24 protein-coding genes and 1 pseudogene are annotated in these 26092 nt (G+C 62.9%); 17 read left to right on the top strand and 8 right to left on the bottom strand.

Features of this window, described 5'->3' with window-relative positions; translation table 11 throughout:
- The first annotated feature begins 240 nt into the window (after positions 1 to 240).
- The 6 genes from PHLH3_RS12410 to PHLH3_RS12385 all read left to right on the top strand — a co-directional run bounded on the left by PHLH3_RS12410 (position 241) and on the right by PHLH3_RS12385 (position 4777).
- Positions 241 to 795, top strand: a complete 555-nt coding sequence (locus tag PHLH3_RS12410) for a hypothetical protein (RefSeq protein WP_213629533.1) — start codon at positions 241 to 243, stop codon at positions 793 to 795.
- Between the two features lie 78 nt (positions 796 to 873).
- Positions 874 to 1458, top strand: coding sequence for a sigma-70 family RNA polymerase sigma factor (locus tag PHLH3_RS12405; RefSeq protein WP_213629531.1), 585 nt, complete (start codon positions 874 to 876; stop codon positions 1456 to 1458).
- Positions 1448 to 1750, top strand: coding sequence for a hypothetical protein (locus PHLH3_RS12400; RefSeq protein ID WP_213629529.1), 303 nt, complete (start codon positions 1448 to 1450; stop codon positions 1748 to 1750). Before PHLH3_RS12405 ends, PHLH3_RS12400 begins: the two co-directional genes overlap by 11 nt.
- Positions 1747 to 2184: a periplasmic heavy metal sensor gene (locus PHLH3_RS12395; RefSeq protein ID WP_173174424.1), complete on the top strand. Its 438-nt coding sequence runs from the start codon at positions 1747 to 1749 to the stop codon at positions 2182 to 2184. The genes PHLH3_RS12400 and PHLH3_RS12395 overlap by 4 nt, the downstream gene beginning before the upstream one ends.
- A 97-nt stretch (positions 2185 to 2281) precedes the next feature.
- On the top strand, positions 2282 to 3049 hold the full coding sequence (locus PHLH3_RS12390; RefSeq protein WP_213629527.1) for a transporter substrate-binding domain-containing protein: 768 nt from the start codon (positions 2282 to 2284) through the stop codon (positions 3047 to 3049).
- A gap of 114 nt (positions 3050 to 3163) precedes the next feature.
- The gene (locus tag PHLH3_RS12385; RefSeq protein ID WP_213629525.1) at positions 3164 to 4777 is read left to right on the top strand and encodes an FMN-binding glutamate synthase family protein; all 1614 of its coding nucleotides are present in this window, start codon (positions 3164 to 3166) and stop codon (positions 4775 to 4777) included.
- Between the two features lie 12 nt (positions 4778 to 4789).
- Here the strand turns inward: PHLH3_RS12385 and PHLH3_RS12380 are convergent, their stop codons facing one another.
- Positions 4790 to 5242 (bottom strand): GNAT family N-acetyltransferase, encoded by a 453-nt coding sequence (locus PHLH3_RS12380; protein ID WP_213629523.1) that lies wholly within the window; start codon positions 5240 to 5242, stop codon positions 4790 to 4792.
- A gap of 216 nt (positions 5243 to 5458) precedes the next feature.
- Between PHLH3_RS12380 and PHLH3_RS12375 the strand changes: the two genes are divergently transcribed.
- A complete protein-coding gene (locus PHLH3_RS12375) occupies positions 5459 to 5740 on the top strand; it encodes a hypothetical protein (RefSeq protein ID WP_111261574.1) in 282 nt (93 codons plus the stop codon).
- 121 nt (positions 5741 to 5861) lie between these two features.
- Positions 5862 to 6338: a DUF488 domain-containing protein gene (locus tag PHLH3_RS12370; protein ID WP_213629521.1), complete on the top strand. Its 477-nt coding sequence runs from the start codon at positions 5862 to 5864 to the stop codon at positions 6336 to 6338.
- A gap of 140 nt (positions 6339 to 6478) precedes the next feature.
- On the opposite strand, the gene PHLH3_RS12365 is transcribed toward PHLH3_RS12370, so the two are convergent.
- Entirely contained in the window at positions 6479 to 7102 is a 624-nt protein-coding gene (locus PHLH3_RS12365; protein ID WP_213629519.1) for a hypothetical protein, read from the bottom strand.
- A gap of 227 nt (positions 7103 to 7329) precedes the next feature.
- Here PHLH3_RS12365 and PHLH3_RS12360 point away from each other — a divergent pair, with 227 nt between their 5' ends.
- Positions 7330 to 9333, top strand: a complete 2004-nt coding sequence (locus PHLH3_RS12360; RefSeq protein ID WP_213629517.1) for a U32 family peptidase — start codon at positions 7330 to 7332, stop codon at positions 9331 to 9333.
- 96 nt (positions 9334 to 9429) lie between these two features.
- Here the strand turns inward: PHLH3_RS12360 and PHLH3_RS12355 are convergent, their stop codons facing one another.
- On the bottom strand, positions 9430 to 10308 hold the full coding sequence (locus tag PHLH3_RS12355) for an oxygenase MpaB family protein (protein ID WP_213629515.1): 879 nt from the start codon (positions 10306 to 10308) through the stop codon (positions 9430 to 9432).
- A gap of 84 nt (positions 10309 to 10392) precedes the next feature.
- Here PHLH3_RS12355 and PHLH3_RS12350 point away from each other — a divergent pair, with 84 nt between their 5' ends.
- A complete protein-coding gene (locus PHLH3_RS12350) occupies positions 10393 to 11001 on the top strand; it encodes a TetR/AcrR family transcriptional regulator (protein ID WP_173174440.1) in 609 nt (202 codons plus the stop codon).
- Between the two features lie 172 nt (positions 11002 to 11173).
- On the opposite strand, the gene PHLH3_RS12345 is transcribed toward PHLH3_RS12350, so the two are convergent.
- Together PHLH3_RS12345 and PHLH3_RS12340 are read right to left on the bottom strand one after the other, a co-directional pair.
- On the bottom strand, positions 11174 to 12373 hold the full coding sequence (locus tag PHLH3_RS12345) for an MFS transporter (protein WP_213629513.1): 1200 nt from the start codon (positions 12371 to 12373) through the stop codon (positions 11174 to 11176).
- A 633-nt stretch (positions 12374 to 13006) separates the two neighbouring features.
- Positions 13007 to 13855 carry a CAP domain-containing protein gene (locus tag PHLH3_RS12340; RefSeq protein WP_213629511.1) on the bottom strand — a complete coding sequence of 283 codons (849 nt, stop codon included), beginning with the start codon at positions 13853 to 13855 and terminating at the stop codon, positions 13007 to 13009.
- 334 nt (positions 13856 to 14189) lie between these two features.
- Here PHLH3_RS12340 and PHLH3_RS12335 point away from each other — a divergent pair, with 334 nt between their 5' ends.
- From PHLH3_RS12335 to PHLH3_RS12325, 3 genes are all read left to right on the top strand, one after another.
- Positions 14190 to 14948, top strand: a complete 759-nt coding sequence (locus PHLH3_RS12335; RefSeq protein ID WP_213629509.1) for a class I SAM-dependent methyltransferase — start codon at positions 14190 to 14192, stop codon at positions 14946 to 14948.
- 599 nt (positions 14949 to 15547) lie between these two features.
- The gene (locus tag PHLH3_RS12330) at positions 15548 to 16045 is read left to right on the top strand and encodes a BRO family protein (RefSeq protein ID WP_213629508.1); all 498 of its coding nucleotides are present in this window, start codon (positions 15548 to 15550) and stop codon (positions 16043 to 16045) included.
- Between the two features lie 168 nt (positions 16046 to 16213).
- Positions 16214 to 17242, top strand: a complete 1029-nt coding sequence (locus tag PHLH3_RS12325; protein WP_213629506.1) for a hypothetical protein — start codon at positions 16214 to 16216, stop codon at positions 17240 to 17242.
- Between the two features lie 208 nt (positions 17243 to 17450).
- Here PHLH3_RS12325 and PHLH3_RS12320 read toward each other — a convergent pair whose 3' ends face one another.
- Positions 17451 to 19190 (bottom strand): P-loop NTPase fold protein, encoded by a 1740-nt coding sequence (locus tag PHLH3_RS12320; RefSeq protein WP_213629504.1) that lies wholly within the window; start codon positions 19188 to 19190, stop codon positions 17451 to 17453.
- Between the two features lie 566 nt (positions 19191 to 19756).
- Positions 19757 to 20438 (bottom strand): annotated as a pseudogene (locus tag PHLH3_RS12315) (zinc-binding dehydrogenase); the annotation flags it as partial.
- A gap of 95 nt (positions 20439 to 20533) precedes the next feature.
- Here PHLH3_RS12315 and PHLH3_RS12310 point away from each other — a divergent pair.
- From PHLH3_RS12310 to PHLH3_RS12295, 4 genes are all read left to right on the top strand, one after another.
- Positions 20534 to 21385 (top strand): helix-turn-helix transcriptional regulator, encoded by an 852-nt coding sequence (locus PHLH3_RS12310; RefSeq protein ID WP_213629502.1) that lies wholly within the window; start codon positions 20534 to 20536, stop codon positions 21383 to 21385.
- A 490-nt stretch (positions 21386 to 21875) separates the two neighbouring features.
- Positions 21876 to 23921 carry a TonB-dependent siderophore receptor gene (locus tag PHLH3_RS12305; protein ID WP_244863025.1) on the top strand — a complete coding sequence of 682 codons (2046 nt, stop codon included), beginning with the start codon at positions 21876 to 21878 and terminating at the stop codon, positions 23919 to 23921.
- 65 nt (positions 23922 to 23986) lie between these two features.
- Entirely contained in the window at positions 23987 to 24433 is a 447-nt protein-coding gene (locus tag PHLH3_RS12300; RefSeq protein WP_244863024.1) for a hypothetical protein, read from the top strand.
- A complete protein-coding gene (locus tag PHLH3_RS12295; RefSeq protein WP_213629500.1) occupies positions 24420 to 24821 on the top strand; it encodes a hypothetical protein in 402 nt (133 codons plus the stop codon). The genes PHLH3_RS12300 and PHLH3_RS12295 overlap by 14 nt, the downstream gene beginning before the upstream one ends.
- A gap of 164 nt (positions 24822 to 24985) precedes the next feature.
- Here the strand turns inward: PHLH3_RS12295 and PHLH3_RS12290 are convergent, their stop codons facing one another.
- On the bottom strand, positions 24986 to 26050 hold the full coding sequence (locus PHLH3_RS12290) for a 2,3-butanediol dehydrogenase (RefSeq protein ID WP_244863066.1): 1065 nt from the start codon (positions 26048 to 26050) through the stop codon (positions 24986 to 24988).
- Between the last annotated feature and the right edge of the window lie 42 nt (positions 26051 to 26092).

The raw sequence follows: 26092 nt of genomic DNA, 5'->3' as shown, positions 1-26092 counted from the left end.
GGATGAAAAGAGCGCCATCCACCCTACATCCGGCCCACCTCGGTGCCCCACTCCAGCACCACGGTCGCCGCTGCGTAGGGTGGATGACGCTTCACCCATCCACCAAGCGGAACAACAGATCGCACGGAGCTGTACCCGACATCCGCCCCATCCCGGTGCCTTCAAAAAATAAACGCAGGGGCGCCCCCAACGCCGTCGTACAACCCTCGAACCCGCCCTTTTCCCGGCAACGAGGCTCCCATGAACGCCACCCTGCGCAACGCCCTGCCCCACCTGCTCTGCCTGCTCCTGCTGTGCACCGGCCTGGCCGAGGCCAGGGAACGCCAACACGCAGGCAGCTTCGTCACCGGACGTGGGCAGGCCGGCACCTGGCAGACCCAGCGCAGCGGCAACCTGGCCGACGGGCTGACCCGCCAGCGCAGCGTCACCGGCGACGACGGCCGCAGCACAAGCCGCACCAGCACCACCCGCTACGACCGCGACAGCGGCCAGTTCAGCCGCAGCAGCAGCGGTGCCGATGGCCGTGGCGTCACCCTCGAAGGCACCCACGCCGACGGCCAGAGCAGCGGCACCTGGACCACCACCGATGGTCGCAGCGGAACCTTCAGCCAGCAGTCCCAGCGCGGCGACGACGGCCTCACCCGCCAGACCCAGGTCACCAACGCTGCGGGCGAGACGGCACAGCGTTCGGCCAGCTACAGTTTCGACCGCGACAGCAACACCCTTTCGCGCAGCGTGACCGGCAGCCAGGGCGAGACCCGCAGCGGCAGCGTCACCCTCACCCCCTCGCCCTGAACCGGAGGCCCGATGAAGCGCCCCATCCCGCTGCTGCCCGATTCCCGAACGCCCTCGATGCCCGGGTAGCCACGACGGATGCAGCTCGACGACGAACGCCTGATGGCCGCCGTGGCCGAAGGTGACGAACGCGCCTTCGCCACCCTGGTGCAGCGCCACCTGCCGCGCGCTTATGCCATCGCCCGGCGCGTGCTGCCCGAGCAGGCCGACGCCGAGGACGCCGCCCAGGAAGCCTTCACCCGCATCTGGACCCACGCCGCCGACTGGCAACCGGGCCGGGCGCTGTTCACCACCTGGCTGCAGCGCATCCTGGTCAACCAGTGCCTGGACCAGTTGCGCCGTCGCAAGCGCCGCCCCGAACAGGACATCGACGCCCTGCTGGAAGAACTGCTGGACCCCGACGCCGACACCGCCGCGCAGGTGCAGCGCGCCCGCGAGGCCGCCGAGGTCCAGCGGGTGGTGCAGCGGCTGCCGGACAAACAGCGCATGGCCGTGGTGCTCTGCTACTTCGAGGAGCACAGCAACCCCCAGGCCGCCGCACTCATGGGCCTCCACCTCAAGGCCCTGGAAGGCCTGCTGGGCCGGGCCCGCGCGCAACTGCGCCGCTGGTTGCCCGCAAGCCCGGCCAACCGCCCCACCGAGGAGCACGACGATGAACGATGAACAGGACCTGCGCCGGCACCTGGCCGCACAACCGAGACCGACGCCCCCGGCCGACCTCGCCGCGCGCATCGTCGCCCGCGCCACCGCGCAACCGCAGCGCCCGGGCTGGCGCCGACGCCTGCAACGGGCCCTGGAACAATGGCGCTACGGCTGGCAGCTGAAGCTCGCCAGCCTCGCCCTGTGCGGCGTGCTCGGGCTGCTCGCCGGGCATGCCGGCGCGCCGGCCGGCGACGCCGACCTGGAAGTGGCCGCCCAGGCCATGGACCAACTGCTGTGGACGGAGGAACCATGAACAGGACCTGGCTGCTCGGCGGCGCCCTGCTGCTCTCCCTGGCCGGCAATGCCTTTCTCGGCGGCTGGCTGATCGCCCGCCCGGCACCGGGCGACTCCGGCTTCCAGGGCCAGCCCATGCGCCAACTGATCGCACGGGTGCGGGAGCTGCCCGCCGAGCAACGCGGCGAGGTGCGCGCGGTGATCCGCCAGCACGCCCCGCAGTTGCGCGACCTGGCCCAGGCCAACCGCGACAACCGCCAGCAACTGCTCGATGAACTGGCCCGCGAGCCCCTGGACGCCGCCGCCGTCGAACGGCGCTTCGCCCAGCAGCGCGAGGCCACGGCAACGCTGCAGCGCGCGGCCCAGGCGATGCTGCTGGAGATTGCCGGCAAGCTGCCCGTGGAGCAGCGCCGCCGCTTCTTCGACCGCCCGCAGGCCTTCGGCGCCCCGTGACCGGCACCGGGCATCGCCGCTGGCTGGCGGGCCGGCATGCCCTGTGCTTGGCTGAACGGGCGGCATGCCGCCGCGCATGCATCGCCGGGAGAATTCGATGTCCCGATTCCGGGTCCTGCTGCTCCTCTGCCTCCTCGCCCTCTCCCGCCCGCTTTTCGCCGAGGGGCACATCCGCATCGCCATCGGCGAATGGCCACCCCTGATCAGCGCCTCGCAACCCGGCAACGGCGTGATCCCCACCCTCATCAGCGAAGCCTTCGCCACCCAGGGCATCACCGTGGAATACGGCTTCTTCCCCTGGAAGCGCGCCTTCGAAGAGGTGCGCCAGGGCCGCTGGCAGGCCTCGGCGGTGTGGGGCCGCAGCCCCGAGCGCGAGGCCTGCTGCCTGTTCTCCGAGCGGGTGTACAGCGACGAGGTGGTGCTCTTCTACAACCGCGCCCACCCGGTGCGTTGGGACGGCACGCCCGCCGACATGGAGCACCTGCGCGGGCTGACCATCGGCCTGCCCCTGGGCTCTGCGAAGACCCCGCTGCTGGAGGAAGCCGAGCAACGCGGCCTGCTGAAATACGAAGTCGGCGGCGACGAGACCGGCAACCTGCGCAAGCTGGCCGCCGGGCGCATCGACGCGGTGGACATGGTCAAGGGCACCGGGCAATGGCTGATCAACCAGCGCCTGGAGCTGGACGAAGCCGCGCAGCTGGCCACCACCGAACCCTTGCAGCGCTGGGACTACCACCTGCTCTTCGCCAGCCAGCCGGCCGATAACCGGCGCTACCTGGAAGCCTTCGACAAGGGCCTGGCCACGCTGCGTGCCAATGGCCGCGAGGCCGAACTGTGGAAGCGTTTCCTGGCCGCGCCGCGCTAGCCTACGTCCCGTGTTTTCACCGCCCCACACGGCAGCGGTGTCCATCGCACCGGTGCAACGCGTAACCTTGCCGCTCCGCTACGCTGAACCCGTGCCCTCTCACAAGGAATCCGCATGAGCCTGTCGCTTCTCAGCCGCTACGCGTTCTTCGCCTTCTGCGTGCTCTTCACCCTCGCCACCCTGCCCTTCGTCGGGCACGAGTGGCTCTGGCCCTTCACCCTGGTCACCGGCGTGCTGTCACTAATCGGCGTCCTCGACCTGCTGCAGACGCCCCACGCGGTGCGGCGCAACTACCCGATCCTGGGCAACATCCGCTACCTGGTGGAAGGCATCCGCCCGGAAATCCGCCAGTACCTGCTGGAGGCCGACGGCGACAAGCTGCCCTTCTCCCGCGCCCAGCGCTCGCTGGTCTACGCGCGGGCCAAGAACGAGGGGGCCGACAAGCCCTTCGGCACGCTGATGGACGTCTACCAGGCGGGCTTCGAATTCATCGGGCACTCCATGCGCCCGGCACCGCTGAGCGACCCGTCGGCCTTCCGCGTGGAGATCGGCGAGCCGCAGTGCAAGCAGCCCTACTCGGCGTCGATCTTCAACATCTCGGCCATGAGCTTCGGCTCCCTCAGCGCCAACGCCATCCGCGCCCTCAACCAGGGCGCCAAGCTCGGCGGCTTCTACCACGACACCGGCGAGGGCAGCATCAGCCCCTACCACCGCGAGCACGGCGGCGACCTGGTGTGGGAGCTGGGCAGCGGCTACTTCGGCTGCCGCACCGCCGCCGGCCTGTTCGACCCGGAGCGCTTCGCCGCCCAGGCGCAGAACCCGCAGGTGCGGATGATCGAGATCAAGCTCAGCCAGGGCGCCAAGCCGGGCCACGGCGGCATCCTGCCCAAGCACAAGGTGACGAAGGAAATCTCCGAGACCCGTGGCGTGATGATGGGCGAGGACTGCATCTCCCCCTCGCGCCACAGCGCCTTCTCCACGCCCATCGAGATGATGCAGTTCATCGCCCAGCTGCGTGAGCTGTCCGGCGGCAAGCCGGTGGGCTTCAAGTTCTGCCTGGGCCACCCGTGGGAATTCATGGGCATCGCCAAGGCCATGCTGGCCACCGGCATCTACCCCGACTTCATCGTCGTCGACGGCAAGGAAGGCGGCACCGGCGCCGCGCCCCTGGAGTTCACCGACCATATCGGCGTGCCCCTGCGCGAGGGCCTGCTGTTCGTGCACAACGTGCTGGTGGGGCTGAACCTGCGCGACAAGATCAAGCTCGGCGCCAGCGGCAAGATCGTCAGCGCCTTCGACATCGCCAGCGTGCTCTCCATCGGCGCCGACTGGGCCAACTCCGCGCGCGGCTTCATGTTCGCCATCGGTTGCATCCAGTCGCAGAGCTGCCACACCAACAAATGCCCCACCGGCGTCGCCACCCAGGACGCCCTGCGCCAGCGCGCCCTGGTGGTGCCGGACAAGGCCCAGCGCGTGCACAGCTTCCACCGCAACACCCTCAAGGCCCTGGCCGAGATGCTCGCCGCCGCCGGCCTCGACCACCCGGCGCAGCTGGAGCCGCGCCACCTGGTGCGCCGCGTCTCCGACAGCGAAATCCGCCTGTTCTCCCAGCTCCACGTCTTCCTCAAGCCGGGCGACCTGCTCAAGGAGACGATCGAGGCCGACTTCTACGGCCGCATGTGGGAAATGGCCCGCGCCGACAGCTTCGAGGCCGCCTGCGGCTGGTAGGCCGCAGGCCGGTCAGGCGAGCGAGCGCTCCATCACCAGGGTGCGCTCCTCGCCCCGGATGATTTCCTGCACGAAGCGGAACCCCAGCCCCGCATAGAAGCCTTCGGCGGTGATCGACGAAGGCACCCGCAACAGCCTGACGCCGCGCTCGCGGGCCAGCGCCTCGATCCGCTCCATCAGCCGCCGGCCGACGCCCCGCCCCTGGGCGCCCGGCGCGACGAAGACGGTGCGCACCACATCCCCATCCAGGCTGGCGGTGCCGATCACGCAGCCCTGCTCCTCGGCCACCAGCACCTCGCGCACCGCCATCAGGGCCTGCACCTGCTCCGGGCCGAAGTTCGCCCGCACCGAGGCGATCACCTTGGGCGGGTAGTCACGGGCGTTGCTCTCGGCCAGCGCCGCGAGCACCACCTGGCTGATGGCCAATGCGTCTTCGGCCGTGGCCGTCCTGATCAGGTATTGCATGTTCGACTCCTTAATTCCTGCCCGGCAAACCCGCTTGCGAAAGCGTGCCGGGCCATCCGACACAAGGCTCAAACAATTCTGCAACTCGCTCCACATCACTCCGGTCTATGGTTACCAACGATCATGCTGTCCGTCGCACAGCGGCGTCGAGCCGCAGTCGCCACGGCCAGGATCCGATTCAAGCCCGCCGTCGACCGGACAAAGGAGTTGCCCCACGTGAAGTGCTTGATCTGCGAACACGAAGCCAAACCCCTGGATTCGGGCGGCCCCGGTCTCGCCCTGCGCTGCCGGGAATGTGGCAGCTACCAGGTGGACGACCGCCTCCTGGCCCGCCTGCGCCAGGGGCGCGACATCCTCGATGAACAACAGGCACGCATCCGCCTGCACGTGCGCCGCGCCGGCCACCATGGCCTGCCAAGGCTGGACGCCGCCGACGCCGACCTTCTGCAACCCCGCCCGCGGATCGACGATTGGATTCGCGATATCTCCAGTTGCTGAGGGCTGTAGGACATTCACCGGTCCGATGGGCCGCCCATCGTAGGCCAGCCCTGCCTCAGGGCTGCGGTGATATAGTCCGCCGCGATTTTGCGGCCAGGTCGGCACGGAAGCGGAGGACATCATGAATATCTACACAGCGGGTTATGAGGGCCTCTCCATCGACGCCTTCATCGCGCGCCTGCAAGAAGCCGGGATCGACAAGGTCCTCGACGTTCGTGAATACCCCCTCTCGCGCAAGCCTGGCTTCTCCAAGAAAGCCTTCGCCGAATGCCTGGCAAAAGCAGGTATCGCCTACGAGCACGAGCCCGCCCTCGGCTGCCCCAAACCGGTACGCAAGCGCTACAAGGAAGACGGTGACTGGGCCACTTACGAACGCGGCTTCAATGCCTACATCAAGACCCAGGATGAACGGCTCCATGGCTTGCTGGCCGACGCAGCCAGTGAGCGGATCTGCATGGTCTGCTACGAAGCGGACGCCCGGTTCTGCCACCGCAACCTGATCGCCCAGCGAGCCCACAGCCTGGACAGCGCCCTGAAGGCCGTTCACCTCCCCCTCAAAGCAACGGCAGTTGCAGACCTATTCCCGGCTGTAGCCTAGGCGGGTAGATCAGGCTGACGATCAGCCACTGGCCCGGGAAACGGTGCATGTTGCCCATCAGGAACATCAGGTCCTGGCGTGGCAGATCCCTTTCGAGCTTTTCCCTGAAGGGCACCTCCCAATCGGAACCATGACTGCGGCTACAACTCGCAGGCCTCCCAATCCGAAATCTTGTGGGTATGGCTGACCACCTGCCCGCCGACCAGGCATTCGTAGTCGTAGTAGAAGTCGAACGGCACCTTTTCCAGGCGCTTGATGCTGGCAACCTCGTCCTCATCGAACAGGCTGGCCTGGCGCTGCATCTGCTCCAGCTTCTCCAACTCCTCGGCCGTCCACTGTTCGGTGCCTGCCTTGCGAATCTGCAGGCCGGTTATCCGAGCGGGCCTCAACAGCCCCAGCGTGACACCCAGATCCAACCGCGCCTGCTCCAGCGCCTCGAAGCTCTCATACACATGCAACTTTTCCAGTTGGCGCCTGCGTAGCAACCAATCACCGGCGGGCAGCGTTTCCTGGGGCCGAATGGTGTCCACGCCGATCTTGTGGCTCTCGGGGCGGTGGTCTTGAGTGCTCTTTTCGATACTGGCTTCGATCCATTGCCACTTGGCGAACTGCTGCTCCTGGCCAATGAGGCGGAACGGCACGGGGAACAAACGGATCAACGCGCCGTGCTCATCCATGCCAGCCACGCAGGAGGTCTCGGCATAAGTGGCACTGGGGCTGGGGTAGGTCTTGCAGAGAATGAGAATGCGGGCCTTTCGTCTCATGGGGGCAACTCCTTTTGTCCAGCCAACTACTCTAGACAGCGCCCCAAGCGGGAACCAGGCGACACCGCCGCCGCTCCAGGCTCAGCTTTCCCATTACCGGGACAGGATTAACAGCGCGAGCGCGCAGGCGTTTGCAGCCAACCCGCTATTCGTCGCCGAACCGGGTGCCGAGCGGGCATCGGACCGGTACAATCCGCGCCCTGCACCGTGCCGGAAGCCTTTTTGCCATGTCCCTACCCAAACACCACCTCGAACTGCTCAGCCCTGCCCGCGATGTGCACATCGCCCGCGAGGCCATCCTGCATGGGGCCGATGCCGTCTATATCGGCGGGCCGAGCTTCGGCGCCCGGCACAACGCCTGCAACGAGGTGGCCGATATCGCCGCGCTAGTGGAATTCGCCCATCGCTTCCACGCCCGCGTGTTCGTCACCATCAACACCATCCTCCACGATGACGAGCTGGAGCCGGCGCGCACGCTGATCCACCAGCTGTACGACGCTGGCGTCGACGCGCTGATCGTCCAGGACATGGGCGTGATGGAACTGGACATCCCGCCGATCGAGCTGCACGCCAGCACCCAGACCGACATCCGCACCCTGGAACGGGCCAAGTTCCTCGACCAGGCCGGCTTCTCCCAGCTGGTGCTGGCCCGCGAGCTGGACCTCAAGCAGATCCGCGCCATCGCCGACGAGACCGACGCCGCCATCGAATTCTTCATCCACGGTGCGCTGTGCGTGGCCTTCTCCGGCCAGTGCAACATCTCCCACGCCCAGACCGGCCGCAGCGCCAACCGGGGCGACTGCTCCCAGGCCTGCCGCCTGCCCTACACCCTGAAGGATGACCAGGGCCGCGTCGTCGCCTTCGAGAAGCACCTGCTGTCGATGAAGGACAACAACCAGAGCGCCAACCTCAGCGCCCTGGTGGATGCCGGCGTGCGCTCCTTCAAGATCGAAGGGCGCTACAAGGACATGGGCTACGTGAAGAACATCACCGCCTACTACCGCCAGCGCCTGGACGGCATCCTCGAGAACCGCCCGGACCTCGCCCGCGCCTCCAGCGGCCGCACCGACCACTTCTTCGTGCCCGACCCGGACAAGACCTTCCACCGTGGCAGCACCGACTACTTCGTCACCGACCGCAAGATCGACATCGGCGCCTTCGACTCCCCCACCTTCACCGGCCTGCTGGTGGGCAACGTGGAGAAGGTCAACAAGCGCGACCTGCTGGTGGTGACCCTGGAGCCCCTGTCCAACGGCGACGGCCTCAACGTGCTGGTCAAGCGCGAGGTGGTGGGCTTCCGCGCCAACATCGCCGAGCCGAAAGGCGAGTTCGAGGAAGACGGCCAGAAGCGCTACCGCTACCGCGTCGAGCCCAACGAAATGCCCGAGGGGCTGTTCCGCCTGCGCCCCAATCACCCGCTCTCGCGCAACCTCGACCACAACTGGCAACAGGCCCTGCAGAAGACCTCCTCCGAGCGCCGCGTCGGCCTCTCCTGGGTCGCCAAGCTGCGTGAAGAGCGCCTGGAACTGACCGCCACCAGCGAGGAAGGCGTCAGCGCCAGCGTCGCCCTGGACGGCCCCTTCGGCGCCGCCAACAAGCCCGAGCAGGCCCTGGAGCAACTGCACGACCTGCTCGGCCAGCTGGGCACCACGATGTACCACGCTGACACCGTGGAGCTGGACGCGCCCCAGGCCTTCTTCATCCCCAACTCCCAGCTCAAGGCCCTGCGCCGCGAAGCCATCGAGGCACTGACCGCAGCCCGCGTCGCCGCCCACCCGCGCGGCGGCCGTAAGCCCGTCGCCGTGCCACCGCCGGTGTACCCGGAGGCGCACCTGTCGTTCCTCTACAACGTCTACAACCAGAAGGCGCGGGACTTCTACCACCGCTACGGCGTGCAACTGATCGACGCGGCCTACGAGGCCCACGAGGAAGCCGGCGAAGTGCCGGTGATGATCACCAAGCACTGCCTGCGCTTCTCCTTCAACCTCTGCCCCAAGCAGGCCAAGGGCGTGACCGGCGTGCGCACCAAGGTCGCACCGATGCAGCTGGTGCACGGCGATGAAGTGCTGACCCTGAAGTTCGACTGCAAGCCCTGCGAAATGCACGTCATCGGCAAGATGAAGGGCCACATCCTCGACCTGCCGCAACCTGGCAGCGCCGCGGCCCACGTGGTCGGCCACATCAGCCCCGACGACCTGATGAAAACCATCCGCAACCGCGCACCGCACTAAGCCCCGCCCAGTCGCACGCCCCCGTAGCCCGGGCTTCCGCCCGGGAGCGGATGCACGCAAAGCCCCCGGACTGAAGCCCGGGCTACGCCAGGCCCCTCAAGCCTGGCGGGCCTGGTGCGCTCCGCTGGCGGCCATCCGCGCACGCCGTATCGCCCTCCGCGCCCGGGGGAAATAGCCCCACTCCCCAGGCAACACACGCCAGACCAACCGCAGGAAACCGGCGAGCAAGCGCAACCGGCGCTGGTCCCACGCCGTCCACCGCAGCCCCAGCCGCTCCCGCAGCACGGGCGGCAAGGTGCCCCGCGCCACCCAGCGCACGCCGCCCACCAGCAGGGGTTGCAGGCACCACCACAACGGGCCGCGCATCCAGGGATAGGGCGCCGGCAGGCGTGCGGTCGGGCCGAAGTACCAGGTGGTGATCTCCGTGGCCTGGAGGCGCTGCTCCAGCATCTGCTGCCAGTAAACCCGGAATGCGGCGTAGCTCGCCGGCACCTGCTCCATCGGCAATCCATAGAGGGCATACCAGTGGACGGACTCCTGGTAGAGGCGCTCGCATTGCTGTTCGTCCAGGGGCGTACCGAGCCATTGCTGCAGGGCGATCTGCGCCTCGAAGAAGGTGGCGTGGGCCCAATAGAACAGCTCGGGGCTGAGGGCGTGGTAGGGGCGCCCCTGCCCGTCCTGCCCCTTGATATCGCGATGGAAGGCACGCACCTGCAAGGCGGTGCCGGCAGCCTGCTCGCCGTCGTAGACCACGCCCAGGATGGGCGGGATGGAGCGCAGCAAACGGTTCCAGGGGTTGGCGAACAGGTCGGAGTGCTGCAGCACGCCGGCCGCCAGGCCCGGGTGCATGTTCTGCAGGATGCCCGTGCGCCCGATCAGCAGCAGGCCGCGCAGGTCGCCGAAGTAGCGCCAGGTGAGTGAGTCCGGCCCCAGCGGACTCGGCTGGGCGGGTTGAGCGGGTTCAAATGCGTGCATGGAAGCGGCTCCGGCAGGTGCTTGGAAACGCCCTCACGCTAATGCGACTATCCGCTCGCATTCAATTCGCGTCCGGAGCCCGCCATGCGCAAGCAGCCTCGCCAACAACGCTCGCAACAGATGGTCGCCGACCTGGTGGAAGCCTGCGCCCTGGTCATCGCCCGCGACGGCCTGGCCCGCCTGAGCACCAACCTCATCGCCGCCGAGGCCGGGGTCAGTGTCGGTTCGCTCTACCAGTACTTCGCCAGCAAGGAAGCCCTGGTCGAGGCCCTGCTCGACCGCATGAGCCAGGAGCTGGCCGGCGTGATCCGCGACAACGCCACCACCCTGCTGGCGGACGACGTACACGCCGCCGTGGAGCGCCTGCTGCAGGCGGTATTCGCGTTCATCGACCGCAACGCCAGCCTGCACCTCGAACTGGCGCGCCACTGGCAGGACTTGCGCACGCTGAAAGTGGTCGACGAGATGGAACAGCACCTGTTCGATTTCTGCCGCCTCTACCTGCTGCGCCACCTGCGGGAAATCCCCATCGACAACCCGCTGCCCACGCTCTACGTCGTCATCAACAGCGCGCTGATGACCATCATCCGCTTCATGAGCCACCCTCACCCACCGCTCACGCGCAGCGAACTGATCGGCGCCTTGAGCGACATGTTCGCGGCCTATATGGCAAGCCTGGCCAAGGCGAAGTAAGGGCGACAGGCCTTCGTTCGAACGCGGGAAACCACGTCCTCAGGGCGTGGTCATGAGCCATCGGTTCGCCTGTGACGATGCGAATTGAGAACCCGGCAGGATGAACGCGAGCCGTAGGGTGTGCCGTGCGCACCTCCGCACGGCGCTTCCGACGGGCTGCCCTTTGCCTCCGTCAGTTACACGGCTCGGTTTGCACGTCACCGCTCCAGGTTGGCTGGCGACGCAGGTTGATAATCTGCAGCAGGGCACCCAGCGCTGCGACACCGCCCGCACTGGCGGTCAGGATCCAGATAGGCATCTGCAACAGCAGCACGAAGCCACCAGCCGCCGCGCCGATGGCGCTACCCAGGTAGAGCGCCGACTCGTTCAACGCGATAGCCAGGTTGCCATCACCCTGTGCCTGACGTGCCAGGATCAGCTCGTTGTTCTGCGGTACTTGCAGCGCCCATCCAACTGCGCCCCACAGCGCGATAGGCAGCATCACCAGCCAGGTGCTGAAGGCAGCCGCAAGTGGAAGCACGAACAACGACACGGCGAGAATCAGCATGATGACGAAGGTGAGTACCGGGCCCTTGATGCGGTCCACCAGCGGGCCGATCAGGAAGCTGCTCAACACACCGCCGATTCCCCAGACCCACAGATAGGGGGTGACCGAATGCACCGCACCATAGGACGGATCAGCCAGCAGCGGAGCGATGAAGGTGTACATGCCCAAACTGGCGACGGCAGCCAGCAGCGACACCAGCAGGATGACCAGCACATGGCCGTCGCCGAGGATAGCCAGCTTCTGGCCCAGTGTGGTGGCAGCGGCTGCCGGTAAGGACGGGAGCTTCAGCAGCAGGCCGAAGAAGGCCACCAGGCCGAGAAGGGAAACCAGCCATAGGGCAGCCTGCCAGCCCAGCTGTTCTGCGATCAGCAGGCTGAGTGGAACGCCCAGCACTACACCACTGGCCATGCCACCCATGATGATTGCGATGGCCTTGCCGCGGGTTTCCGGGGTGGAGACGGAGGCCGAGGCACCGATACCCATGGCCAGATAGACGCCGGCCCCAATGCCGGCGATGGCGCGCCAGGCCATCAGCGCGGTGAAGCTCTCGGCTAGCGCACTGGCTGCGTTGGCGATGACGAACAGGCCTAGCGCCAGCAGCAGGCCGGCGCGCTGACGGTGTGCTGGCGTCAAAGCCACGAAGATCGGTGAACCCAGGCCATAGGCCAGTGTGAATGAGGTGACCAACTGTGCGGCCACCGCGACAGAGACTGCGAACGAGTCCTCGATCATCGGGATCAGCCCGGCTGTGACATAGGAGGCCATGCCGAGGGCAAAGGCCCCCAGCGCAATCAGGTATATGGGGGACTGGTTGAGTGTGCGCATGCTCGGACTCCATTGCATTGCAGGAACACGTAAATGGTTCGGCGAAGGGATGCGGCCGCTATCGAACATAAGCGTCACTGGCATAGCTGTGATCAAAGAAGGGGCAAACGCCAGCGAGCATGGTCAGGCCTCATCGGGGTGGGCGCCACAGCTGGCAGCCCTATGGTGACCGACGTGCATCGCCTGTCTGTCTCGATGCGAAACCATGAGCCTGCAGTCGGGCGCGAGACAGTAGGCTGAAACCATGGTGAGCTGGAAATAGGGAAAAGCCCCTGGAAGTGCACGAAGCTTCTGAAGCCAAGATGGGCATCGACACGATGAACCGGACTACCGGGAGGTGGAGATGCGCATACGGCAACCTGCCGCAGTGGAGCTAACCATTGCGCTCGAATCCGGACGAGTGCGCTGCCAAACCGACTGTGCCGCCTGAATGAACGGCCATATCAATCCCGACGAATTGATAAAGCCATCCGCAAATGCGCACCGCACTGGCCAGTCCTTGCGCTCGAGGGGATGACGCCCTTGGCCCGGTTCAAGCCCGGGCCACATCCCATGCAGCCCTCCACGCGCGCGTGAATAACAACGTTCTGGTAGACCACCAATACCGTTGGCGATGGCAACGCACCTAGGTTTCTACGGCGCGCCCAGCAACAGCGTCCAATAAACCCCACCCGCCTTCGCCGCCGGTGCCTGCGCGCCGCCCAGGTCGGTGAACAGCGGGCTCATCAGGCGCGAGCACTCCTCGGGGCTGGCCAGCCAGCCCTGCACCGCACTGGCCGCCGAGCCCATCCCGGCGGCGATGCTTTCCGCCACCCGCGTGCCCATATAGCCCGCACTGCGCGCTCTATCCGCCGGCGCGCTGCCGTCGGTGCCCTGGTGGGCGAAGAAACCGTTGAGCGCCATCGACTGGCTGTGAGAGGTCGCCGCCGCAGCCAGGGCTTGGTTCCAGGTCAGCGGCGGCGCCGAGGCGAAGGGCTCGCCCCCGCAGAGACGTGGCTGCGCCCGCGCCGCGTTCACCTGCTCCAGCAGCGCCGACACCGGCGACGGCCCACCGGTCACGGCCGCGCTGTGCAACGGCCGGGCGAAGGTCACCCGCCACACCGGCCCCGCCTGGCTCACGCCCACATCGACGAACTGCGGGTTCAGCAGCACATCGCAATACCCCTGCATCGCCGCGAACGCCGCCTGGGCATTGGCCGGGCCGGTGAGGCGGATGGTGCGCACATCCCCGATGCGATAACCGGATTGCCCCAGCGCCGCGCGCCAGGCCTCGCCGTTCTCGGTCGGCAGCACCAGGCGCGGATCGTTGGTCAGCGGCGTAAGCGCAACGGTGGGCTGGTTGCCGCAGTTCTGCGGCTGGGCGCGGTAGGCATTGATGGCATCCACCAGCATGGCCTCCTCGCCAGCGGAAGCACCGGTGGCAAGCAGCAAGCCGAGCAGGAAGGTAAAGGCACGGAGGGGCAAGGCAGCAAATGGGCGCATGGTTCGAACCTCATATAAAGGAAGTCGGGCAACCACGGCGCCAGCCCAGGTGCCACGGCACCCGGGGTTCGCAAGCCCGTGAAGGTTGGAACCGCGACGGCGGCGCCGAGTTCAGCGGTGGCCAGGATGACGACACTCACCACCCTGCCCCGCTATCTATCAGGGCCCCGCCGCGCCAACGGCAGCCCGCCCCTCTCCACCAGCCGCAGGTAATCCTCGTAGTTGCTGCGCGACAGGTGGATCACCGCATCCATCCATGAACGCCGGGCTACAACCCTATGAAGGCATGGCCACGAAGTTGGGGTAGCATCCCGCGCTTGCCATGGAGAGTGATATGCAAAACCGATACGGAAGACTCGCCTCGTGGATTTATCACCTGGATAAACCCATCGGCCATTCATTTGGAGATCTGGAGTACTACCAGCAACGCCTGGCGGACGTTGATGGCCCGGTTCTGGAGCCCGCAGTGGGCAATGGGCGGATCTTCATACCGCTGCTGGAGAGGGGCCTGGCCATCGAGGGCTTCGATGCCTCCCACGAGATGCTCGAATACTGCCGGCAGGAATGCCGGGCGCGAGGGCTGCCCGCGCCCCTCACACAGCAGACGTTCGAGCAGTTCCGCTACGACCAGCGATTCGCGGCCATCATCATGCCCGCCGGGTCATTCCAGCTGATTACCGAAACCACCTCGGCAATGGCCGTGCTCAAGCGGTTCTGGAATCACCTGCAGCCCGGCGGGCGGTTGATCATGGACATCGACCCCATCGAGAGCATCATCGGGGAGGCACAGGCGGCACGGAGCTGGACAGTGGATGGCAACAACCTCCTCACGCTGACCAGCCATCGGGCCGAAGTGGACTACCGCAAGCAAACCACGCTGTCCCATCTGCACTACCAGCATTGGCAAGACGGCACCTTGCAGTCCGCCGAGCTGGATCTGTTCCACTTGCGCTGGTGGGGCGTTGACGAACTGGCATTCGCACTGCGCGAAGCGGGCTTTGTAGAGGTCGTGGCCTCAGGTGGCTACCAGCATGGCCGCCCCCCTTGCCAGAGCGATCACATCATCAGCTTCGAAGCACGCCGCCCAGGTTGACGAGGCCTTGAGCAGGGGCGTGGCAAAGGTGGCTCGCGGCGGATCGAAAGCGGCCGCGTCCACGCCAACCGTGAAGGGCCGTGCCCCCCGGCACGTTCATCCCGAATCGGAGGGTGAACGTGCCGATCAGCCCAACCTGCAACCACACCGCTGAGTACGCCTGAGGCGGTTGTTCAAGCAACCGCCTCACTCGGTCAGCGGCAGACCACGGGCTCGCACTGACGTAACACTTTCCGCCCCAAGACCCGCCACTTTCTCCCAGACAAGACGGCAGCCTGTAGCCATGCCGGCCCCTCCTCCCCTTGCCCTCGGGCTCGCCCGTCCCTATCCTGCGCCGGTCACGGTCAATCCCGTGGCCGGGTTTGACAGCCCGAATTAGTAGGCGCGATTGCGCCGGATGGCGCATGCGAGAAACGGCGAATGTTTCTTGCAGGCATCGGTGCGCATGCAGTTTTCACTGCACCGCTCTATGGCAGATCGCGCGGGGAGACCCTCGGGTCTGCCGGTCCTACTAGCCGGTCTGTCAACCCCGTGCGGTTTGCCACCCTTCGATTGACAGCGAATGGCGGCAAGTAAATGGACTTAGTAGGAGTCACGCCATGCATGACGCATATACCCCCATCACCTTTCAACGCCACTGCCACCAACTGCGCGCCGTCATGATCGACAACCGCCCCTGGTTCGTCGCCCTCGACTTTGCTTTGATGATCGCCGCCGCCCGGCCGTATCGGCTAACCAAGCGCCTCTACCCTCACCAGTTCCGCTTCGCCTACCTGCGCTACAGCACAGGCCTTTGCGAAGAATTGGAGCTGATCAGCGAAGCCGGCCTCTACCGCGCCCTCTACCGCTTCGGCCACCCCGAGCATTGCGCCCTCAGCCAGTGGCTCAGCGACGAAGTGATCCCCACCCTCCACGACTACCACCGCGACCCGCAGGCCAGCCCGCGACGCATCCTCATGACCTGGGCCAACCAGCGCATCGCCGCCCTGCACTGGCAAAGCGAAACCTGGATCGCACGGCAAGACCTGCCGCGTTTCATGGCGGTGCATGACGACCCGCTGTTGGGGGATGGGCCGAGTTGGAGGCGGTTTTTCTAGGAGGTGGAAATGGAAACGCCGCATGGGAGTGCGGCGTTTTTGATAGAACGACAGCTTTCGGCCAAAAGCGGACGGCCAGCAACATTAATATCGTAGTCTGGCCCTAATTGATTCGTACCAGCCATGATATGGTTTACATTGTTGAGAACTAAAACGACGAATTAAATCATGACAAAGAAAATAATTGATAAATCAGTCGCTGATGACACAAATGCTCTTGTCGATGTTATTTCGGTTATATCAGACTCCATCCCTGGAATAGATAAAGCAGCTGCAATATATAAAGGCATCACAGGAATAATTAAACGACACCAGGAAGTGCGCATCAATCGGTATTGTAAGGCTTTACTTTCTATCGAGCATGACTTTTCTAACAGTCATGAGGTGGGTCTTGAAGACTACGAGATCGAATTTGGCGACCTTATACAGGCATGCATGCAAGACAGTGATAGCGATAAAACTGAAGCCTATGCTAAGCTCACAATATCCCTGCGATTCGCATCTTTAGAAAGAAAATATCGTCGACACTTTATTCTTTCCCTCAAGCAACTGTCCTTTACTGAGTTAGAGCTGCTTAGGCATTCATACATTGCCAAGAAATATAATGTAATACCAAATATTGGCTATGGAATCCTTCAACAAAATCAAATTTTTGATCGCAACAAATTAGGTGACATAGGTCGGGTTTCCATCAATTCACTACTGCAACTCGGCTTTATTACAGACGAGGGGATTTCTCAACTTGGAATTCTCTTCACACAATCAGTTTATGGTAGAAAAGAGCTTCATCCAGACTCTCTAGGGTGGAATACCTGGCAAAAAGATCCTGTATTAATAGTAAAAGGAGAAAAAAAGGATTCTCTATATGAGAGTATTATGAATGAATTTAAGCTCCTTAGAATTCGCTGCCTAACCATTTCAATAGTAGGCTTCCCTAAAGATATAGATGAACTAGAAGCCCATAAGGCCATAATTTTCGCCGGGGATTACTCCGACTTGACTTATGGGCAGGCACAAAATATATCTAAATTCACCCATGATTATTATGGGAAATGCATTATGCTCGGCCCGCTCCAGATGAAGCATACCGAAATAAAAATTTCGAGTCGGGCTGTGGATTTCTCTAATTGCGAAACTTTAAGGGACAAAATTCGCGCTATTGCTAAAGCATTCGGTCTACTTTCACTAGGTTCATAGGCGAAAACAATCGGGAACACCACGATATTGAAACTGCTGACCGTCCGCTCTTGGCCGGAAGCAGCCCCTAGTGACAGGCAGTTACCGGCCAAAAGAAGCCATAGCGATTAATATTTGTGACCAATTCATCCTGCCCGCAGTAATCGCGCAGTTCGGCCACCCTCTGTGATCAAGCCAAGCAGGGAGACATTTTCGACAGGACATCTGGCTATTTAGCTGATTGAGCTTCAGCCTCAACGTGTGCATCTTTTGGCTCGAGACGCGCCAGTTCAGATGCGATGGCTGTTCCGTCGAAAAGTCGCCTGATGAGACCTGCCAGCCGAGGAGAAGTGTCGTCTTCCACGATCGTTTTGCAAGCTTCGACAAAGCGTTCGGTAGCCGTACCAAAGTGCTTGTCGAATGTTTCCCTCTGGAGCCTCATTTCGATCATACGACGCATGAATCGTGGCAGCTTGTCGACGTCCATCTCGCGGATTGCCATCTCGAAATCGGCTGATGTGGCTCTCTGCATTGCCACCTCCTGTATGGTGCCCCACCCACTGTTCTCAATCATATGCATGCATGCATCCAAGACAGAAATCCGAGCTTGAATGCCGGACTGGATGGTGTCGAACTCGACCTTGATTGAAGGGTGCAATGGACGGTTGAACAGGTTGAAATCACTCATAACCTCGGGTTTACGAGCCCTGAACGCAGCGATCCAGCCATCGACGATAGCTTTACCTATAGCATCGCCACCAGGGAGTTTTGCCAACGCTAGATCCAGTTCCGAGACCATGAAAGGATCCAGCATTCCAGCAATTCTTGGAAGTACAGAGGCCTCAGCAACTAACTGTGCGTCATCGACGCGGTGATCCCAAAAGACCCTAAACAAAAACTTGTTTGCCATCTCACGCGCTTCAAAATTCAGCTTCTCTGTAACATATCGATCTATGATCGCAGCGATCTTGTCGGCCTCGAATAGCCCCGACTCTAAGAATTCGACCAATAATACCTCGAATTCATCGCAACCATAGATGCCTAACTCCTGCATGAGGAGTCGCCAGCGATCATTTCGCTTATCCTCCTCGCTAGGCTCGCTGCTATCACCACTAACATAACCTGACCAATCTGGGGATCCCACATTCAAAGCGAACTGGAAGTCTGGGCCGTCCTCCAACCCTCTATAGTATATTGCAGAGAACAAGACGATTGATGGGACTACTCGTGCGATTACTGACTCGTCCAACTCGTGTTTATTTAGTATTCGGTTTGCAGCCTTGATGACTTTACCGATTATGCGAATATTGGTCAGACCACATGAGACCGATGCCTGTTTTAGCGCGTTTGCGAATGATGAGGGCGTCAACTGGATAGCAATGGAAAACGCCTCTTCCGGTGTCGTGGCTAGCTTGAGTTCTTGATCTATGACCTTTTCACGAAAATTATTCCACAAATCTTGATTGACAAGCTTATCGTCGTTGAGCACTAGAACGAAGCGACAATCATACTGGTTTGAGTACTCGTCTATGAAGCCAAGCACCTCGTCAACACCCAGTTTTTCATGCTTCCGCTCAATATCATCAAGAACGATAACAGCGTTTCGCAGAATCACCGGAGCCATTAAAAGCAAGTTTAGGTCATTAAGTGACGCCAATGCTTTATAGTGCTCAGCGCCAACTTTCACACCAGCCCTAAAAAGCTGTTTCAGAGAATCTAAAGTACCGCCGTGCGACTTTACGACAGGTATGGCCGACTCGATAAGCTTTCTCTTTATCTGGTCAATGCTATATTGGCCAAATAGCGACACATAAAGGGCACTCTTAACTTTTTCGTCATTTGACTCGTGCTTGACCTCTCTCCAAAGATGAGTTTTTCCAGTACCCCACTTTCCAGATAATGCAACAACGCGATTGTCGGTATCACCCAGCAATAGCACCAAGTGTTCCTTTGTCGCTTTGAGTGACATGTGTTCTCCTTGGTTCATCCCGTCTACGCATATGAAAATTTTTTATCTTTACGAGTAGTTGAAAATGAAAGCTGTGTGCTGTTTGATCGGCTTCACGGCTGGCTTGCTTCTAGTCTCGAAGGCCGCTTTCAGCGGCTATGCATTCATTTGTCCCTGGCTGGTTTCTAACAGCAGTAACGGACTGCAAACGGCTATAGCGCTCATTCGATGGAGATAACGAAGTAGGTTTCGATGTCGTCGCATGTCGGTGGTGGTAAATGGAACATGCAGCAGTACGCTCAGTCTCTTCAAAGAAAACGCGTTTTGCGCAGGTGCGTCGGATGTATGCCAGATACTACACAAGCGTCGCGTTGTACGCTCCTAGCCAATAGCTGCCTCTCGTAGCCGACTAATCCCAGCCAGAAGCATGTACCGTCTCTCCGTCACCTTGAATCGACCCGGTGCTCATATAGCCACAATGACTGCTTCCGGCCGATATCTACCCAACAAAAGCCCACCTACTCCCCCCACAAAACAACCCGGCCTGGCGCCGGGGTCAGGCCGCAGTTCGCGGCCACAGTCGGGGCCTATGCCGCACGCGGCGAAACAATGATCTTCACGTTGTGTTCCTTGTTGTGCACCAGCTCTTCGAAGCCCTTTTCGACGATCTGCTCCAGCTCGATGCGGCCGGTGACCAGGGGTGTGATGTCGAGGCGGCCGTCGGCGATGAAGGCGATGACGTCGGCGAATTCGCCGTTGTAGGCCAGGGCGCCGAGGACCTGTTTTTCGGTGGCCACCAGTTCGAAGAAGTTGAACGAGCTGGGCTCTTCGAAGATGCCCACCAGCACGCAGGTGCCGGCCTTGCGGATGGCGTCGATGGCGAGCTTGGCGGTGTGCTTGTTGCCGATGCATTCGAAGCTGACGTCGGCGCCCAGGCCTTGGGTGAGCGCGCGGATTTCGGCGAGCACGTCGCATTCGTTCGGGTCCAGCACGTGGCTGGCGCCCACTTCGCGGGCCTTGGCCTTGCGCGCGCTGGACATCTCCAGGGCGATGACCTGGGCGGCGCCGGCGGCCTTGGCGCACATGATGGTGCACAGGCCGATGGTGCCCGCCCCCGGGCGAAGCCCTGCACGCCGTCGCCGAGCTTGACGATTTCGCCGCAGAACTCGTGGCCGAGGATGCACTGGCCCTTGATGCCGGTGAGCGGGTGCGGCGCTTCCACGGGGTGAACACGGGGACGGCGACTTATTCGTACAGGTCGGAGCCGCAGCGCAAGAGGAATGGCTAGAAGTAATTGAGCAAGTTGCCCATATTATTTTCCGGCCAGGCCATCACCTCATCCTCCATCCAAGACCCGGTTCATCATGTCGAGCATTGCCATCACCGATCAAATCGCACCCAGGGACGTCGACAGCGTCTCGCGCCCCGTCATGGCACTGAGTGCAACGCTGGCCGGCAAGGACTGGGAGAATGCCACGCATCAGCACCGCAAGGCGCAACTGATCTACTCGGTACGAGGCATCCTCAACTGCGAAATCGAGGACGGTGTCTGGATCGTGCCGCCGCAGTGCGCCTTGTGGATCCCGGGAGACCTGCCCCACTCGGCTTGGGGCTCGGGGGAAGTCGAGTGTCACTGCCTGTTCATCGAGCCCGATGCTGCGCCAGATCTTCCAAGCAGCTGTTGCACGATATCGGTGTCGCCATTTCTACGGGAGTTGATGCTGAAGGCAACAACTGTTCCCGAGCTGTATGAGCCGGGCGGGCGGGAGGAGCGGCTGCTCGCCGTATTGCTCGACGAACTGGTGGCGGCTCCAGTAGAAGATTTGCATCTGCCCATGCCGTACGACCCCCGATTGCGTCGCCTCGCAGAAATGCTCCTGGCCGCCCCTGCCGACAAGACCTCGAAAGCCGCCTGGGCCAGGCGTATCGGTATGAGTGAGCGAAGCATGAGCCGTCTTCTATTGCATGAGATTGGCATGAGCTTCAGCCGCTGGCGTCGACAACTGCATGTGATCCTCGCGCTGCAACGGATGACCAAGGGAGAAAGCGTGCAATCGGTGGCATTGGAACTGGGGTACGAAAACGCCAGCGGATTCGTCACCATGTTCCGCAAGACGGTGGGCAAGCCTCCAGCTCGCTACCTGTCGGATCGCACCAGCGTAGCAGGGGCTGCTCCGCTCCCCGGCGTCACGCACCCCGTCCCCATCTGCCTCTGAACATGTCCTGCTGACTGGTATGGCCGCCGCATACCATGTGCCGCTCAGGCCGCCCATATCACTGGCGGAACTGCGCATTGCGCGAGTTTCTTTCTCAAAACGGTCAATGCGATGAAATCGGGAATATTTGGCCTGAGCGAATAATAGTCTGGCCTGATTTCGCCATCCTCCCCTCTCCCCTCTGTCGTTAAATGCGCCCTCTAAATACAAATGAGTATTGTTAATGCGCACTCTTACGACTGTAGAGAAGTCCCGCTGGGCTCTCGCCATGCACGTACGGCTAGCCGCCTGTTCTCGCCGCGAGGTCCCATATAGATATGGCTTGTGGGGCGCGCCACTCAGCCTGTTGGGCCCGACAGCTGCGGCGGCGATCCTCATCGGTGCTCAGGGCGCAGCCGCCGCCGAGGCAACTCAGCCAAAGGGCAGGGAAGCGAGTACCGCCCACGAGGAAGTGGTCTTACCGGCGATCAGCGTGACGGACCGCATGAGCATGGCGACCACCGAGGGTACCGGCTCCTACACCACGGGAGAGACGACAGCGGCGATACGCCTGCCGCTGTCGTTGAAGGAAACGCCCCAGGCGGTGACCGTGATTACGCGCCAGCGCATGGACGACCAGCAGCTCAATACGGTGCAGAGCGTGCTGGAGAACACCACGGGCGTCACCGCGCGCCAGGCCGATACCGAGCGCACCAGTTTTTATTCGCGTGGCCTGCTGATCAACAACGTGCAGTACGACGGTATCCCTACCGTGGTCGGCAACGCCGTCAACGGGAGCGGCATCAACGCCCTGGACACTGCGTTTTACGACCGTGTCGAGGTGGTGCGCGGCGGCTCGGCCTTGCTGACCGGAACCGGCAATCCTTCGGCCGCCATCAATCTGGTGCGTAAACGGCCGACACCTGAGTTCGCCGCATCCGCCTCTCTCGGCGCGGGGAGCTGGGATACTCACCGGGGCATGGCGGACGTATCGACACCGCTTACTGAGGACGGCCGCATCCGCGCACGCCTGGTGGGCACCTATCAGGACGGGAACTCATACCTGGACGGTTACAAGCCCGAGCGCAAGGCGTTCTACGGCATCATCGAAGCCGACCTGACCTCCGATACCACGGTGAGCCTGGGCTACGACTACCAGGACATCACACCGAAGGGCGCCACCTGGGGCGGCTTGCCGCTATGGTTCAGCGACGGTACGCAGATCGAGTACTCCCGCTCCAAGAGCTACGGACAGAACTGGAGTCATTTCGACAATACCCTCAAGACGGCGTTTGCCGAAGTCGAGCACCGCTTCGACAACGGCTGGAAGCTCAAGGCCGTGGCCAACCAGTACCGCACCGAAAGCGAAGCCCAACTGGTCTCGTTGAGCGGTCGCCCTGATCGTGCAACGGGGCTGGGTACCTTCCCCAGCGGAGCCTTTCCGGTGGCGTTGGCGTCCGAGGGGCGCAGCCGCCAGAACACGTTCGACGTGATGGCCAGCGGTCCCTTCGAACTGCTGGGCCGCCAGCACGACCTGGTGGTAGGCGCGACGAATTCACGCCGCAAGGCCGGCCAGGACGATGTGGCGCCTTTCTTCGCAGGCTTTACGCCGGTCAACGTCTATTCCCTGAGCCCAGGCCTTGCCCGGCCCGACTTCGATTCGATACCGCGTATCCCGACCCGCACCGAGGTCAAGCAGAGCGGCGTCTACAGCGCGGCCCGCCTCTCTCTGGCCGAACCGCTGAAACTCATCGTTGGCGGACGCCTGAATTATTACCAGGTCGACGACGATGCCAACGGCACGACGCTGCACTACAAGAAGAACAACGAATTCACCCCGTACGCCGGCCTGGTCTACGACATCGACGACACTTACTCGGCCTACGTCAGCTATACCGGCATCTTCAACCCGCAAACCGACTTCCGCGACACGACCGGCAACGTGCTCACCCCGTCCAAGGGCAAAACCAAGGAAGTCGGCCTCAAGGCGGCTTATCTGGAGGGACGTCTGAACGCCGCCATCGCGGTGTTCGAGACCGAGCTGGACAACGCGGCGCAGCTGATCCCCGGAGCCTTCACCCCGGGTGGAGCCAATGCCTATACCGGCACCGATGGCACCCGGTCTCGCGGTATCGAGTTCGACCTGCAGGGCGAGTTGGCCAATGGGTGGAACATCTACGCCGGTATCGCCCACTTCACCGCCGAGGATGGCGACGGTGTGCGTCTGAACGCTCAGCTGCCGCGCACCACAGCCCAGCTTTTTACCACCTACCGGCTGCCCGGCGCGTGGAACAAGCTGACCCTGGGAACGGGCGTGAAATGGCAGAGCCGCTTCTACCAGGCGCCGGGAGTCGGTACCAGCACACTGGGCGGCGAGCAGGGTGCCTATGCCCTGACCTCGGTGATGGGACGTTACGCCCTCAGCCAGAACATCGACCTGGGCCTCAACGTCAACAACCTGTTCGACAAGAAGTACGCCCTGCAGAAGGGTGACTTCGACACCGTGACCTATGGCGCCTCGCGCAACCTGATGGCCACGCTGGACTACCGGTACTGATCGCCCACGAGACGCGAGTCGCCTGCAGTGACTCGCACCTGGCCTTGCACATCGAGAACGCGCTCATGCACACCCAAAACCCGTTTCAAGCACTGGAGTTACACAACCCGAGCAAGGTCACCCTGTTCTGGTTGACGACCGCCGTTGGCGCAGTGCTGTTCGTGACCTTCCAGTTGTTCTTCTACGTAAACGACTTCGTGAGGGCGCATGGCTCGGCCCCGACGATCACCTTCGAGCCCGGCGTGCTGTGGGTGTTTCCCGTTTTCTACGGCTCCTGGATCGTCACGGTCCTCCTCGCCCAGATCGAAACCCGCAAAGCCAAGTGGGCTGTCCTGGTCGTCGGCAGCCTGCTCGTCGTACTCAATACCCTCGGGGGAATCAGCGATGGATTGCGCGACGGCTGGCACGTCGCCTTCTCGGCGGTTTTCTTCATCACGCTGCCCGGCGTATTCGCGATCACCGCCAGTTGGCGTCAACTCAACAGCAAAGGAACCCACCATGTCGATGAATAGCACTGACTTCCCCTTGGTCTGGATGAGCTTCGCCCAAGAGCCCGGGCACGACCCCCAGGAGGACTTCGACAAGTTTGCGGCCAACCTGCAGCGCGGCGAGCCCTTCGTGCTGCTGAGCGATACACCACCCGGCGACGACCACGACCACTCACCGGAAGAAAAGAAACGCACCGCGCTCTGGATGAAGAAGCACAAGGCGCAATTACGCAGCCTGGTTCTGGCCCTGATCATGGTCGAACCCAGCGTGGCAAAGCGCCTGGGCTTCAAGGCATTCGCAGGGCTGTTCGCCAAAGTCTGGGGCTACCCGCTGCTGTTTGCCGCCTCACATGAAGAGGCCATTGAAATGGCCAACGAACTGCTTCGGAAGGATGGCAGGTCATCCTGCTGAGTCGCTCCAATTTGAACTGCATCCACGCCTGGATTCGGAACCACGTGGCAAGCCACCACATTCCTGTGGCAGCTTCGCGCCGATAACAGCCCTTCCCCCCTCCCCCATAAAAAACCCCGGCCTGGCGCCGGGGTCAGGCCGCAGTTCGCGGCCTCAGTCGGGGCTTATGCCGCACGCGGGGAGACGATGATCTTCACGTTGTGTTCCTTGTTGTGCACCAGCTCTTCGAAGCCCTTTTCAACGATCTGCTCCAGCTCGATGCGGCCGGTGACCAGGGGCGTGATGTCGAGGCGGCCGTCGGCGATGAAGGCGATGACGTCGGCGAATTCGCCGTTGTAGGCCAGGGCGCCGAGGACCTGTTTCTCGGTGGCCACCAGTTCGAAGAAGTTGAACGAGCTGGGCTCTTCGAAGATGCCCACCAGCACGCAGGTGCCGGCCTTGCGGATGGCGTCGATGGCGAGCTTGGCGGTGTGCTTGTTACCGATGCATTCGAAGCTGACGTCGGCGCCCAGGCCCTGGGTGAGCGCGCGGATCTCGGCAAGCACGTCGCATTCGTTCGGGTCCAGCACGTGGCTGGCGCCCACTTCGCGGGCCTTGGCCTTGCGCGCGCTGGACATCTCCAGGGCGATGACCTGGGCGGCGCCGGCGGCCTTGGCGCACATGATGGTGCACAGGCCGATGGTGCCCGCCCCCACGACCACCACGTTGCGCCCGAGCAGGCTGCCGGCCTTCTTCACCGCGTGCATGCCTACGGCCAGCGGTTCGATGAGGGCGCCGGCCTCGGCGGGGAAGCCGGCCGGGAGCATGTACAGCAGGTTGGCGGGGACGTTGACCCATTCGGCGAAGGCGCCGTTGTTCATCAGCCCGGTGAAGGCGAGGTTCTCGCAGATGTTGTAGAGGCCGTGACGGCAGTAGTAGCAGGTGCCGCAGTGCTGACAGGCGTCGGCGGCGACCACTTCGCCCGGGGCGAAGCCCTGCACGCCGTCGCCGAGCTTGACGATCTCGCCGCAGAACTCGTGGCCGAGGATGCACTGGCCCTTGATGCCGGTGAGCGGGTGCGGCGCTTCCACGGGGATGAACACGGGGCCGGCGACGTACTCATGCAGGTCGGAGCCGCAGATGCCGCACCAGTGCACGCGGATCTGCACCCAGCCGGGGGCAGGGTCGCCGGGCAGGGGCACGTCTTCCACGCGGATGTCGTTGCGACCGTGCCACACCGCGGCACGCATGCTGTTGGGGAGGATGCTCATGGGGTTCTCCTGGGGCCCGGC

The organism is Pseudomonas sp. Pc102 (assembly GCF_018408275.1).
Taxonomy (GTDB): Bacteria; Pseudomonadota; Gammaproteobacteria; order Pseudomonadales; family Pseudomonadaceae; genus Metapseudomonas; species Metapseudomonas tohonis.
Note: the sequence above shows the minus strand (reverse complement) of the source record. Positions and strands in the feature narration are given on the sequence as shown.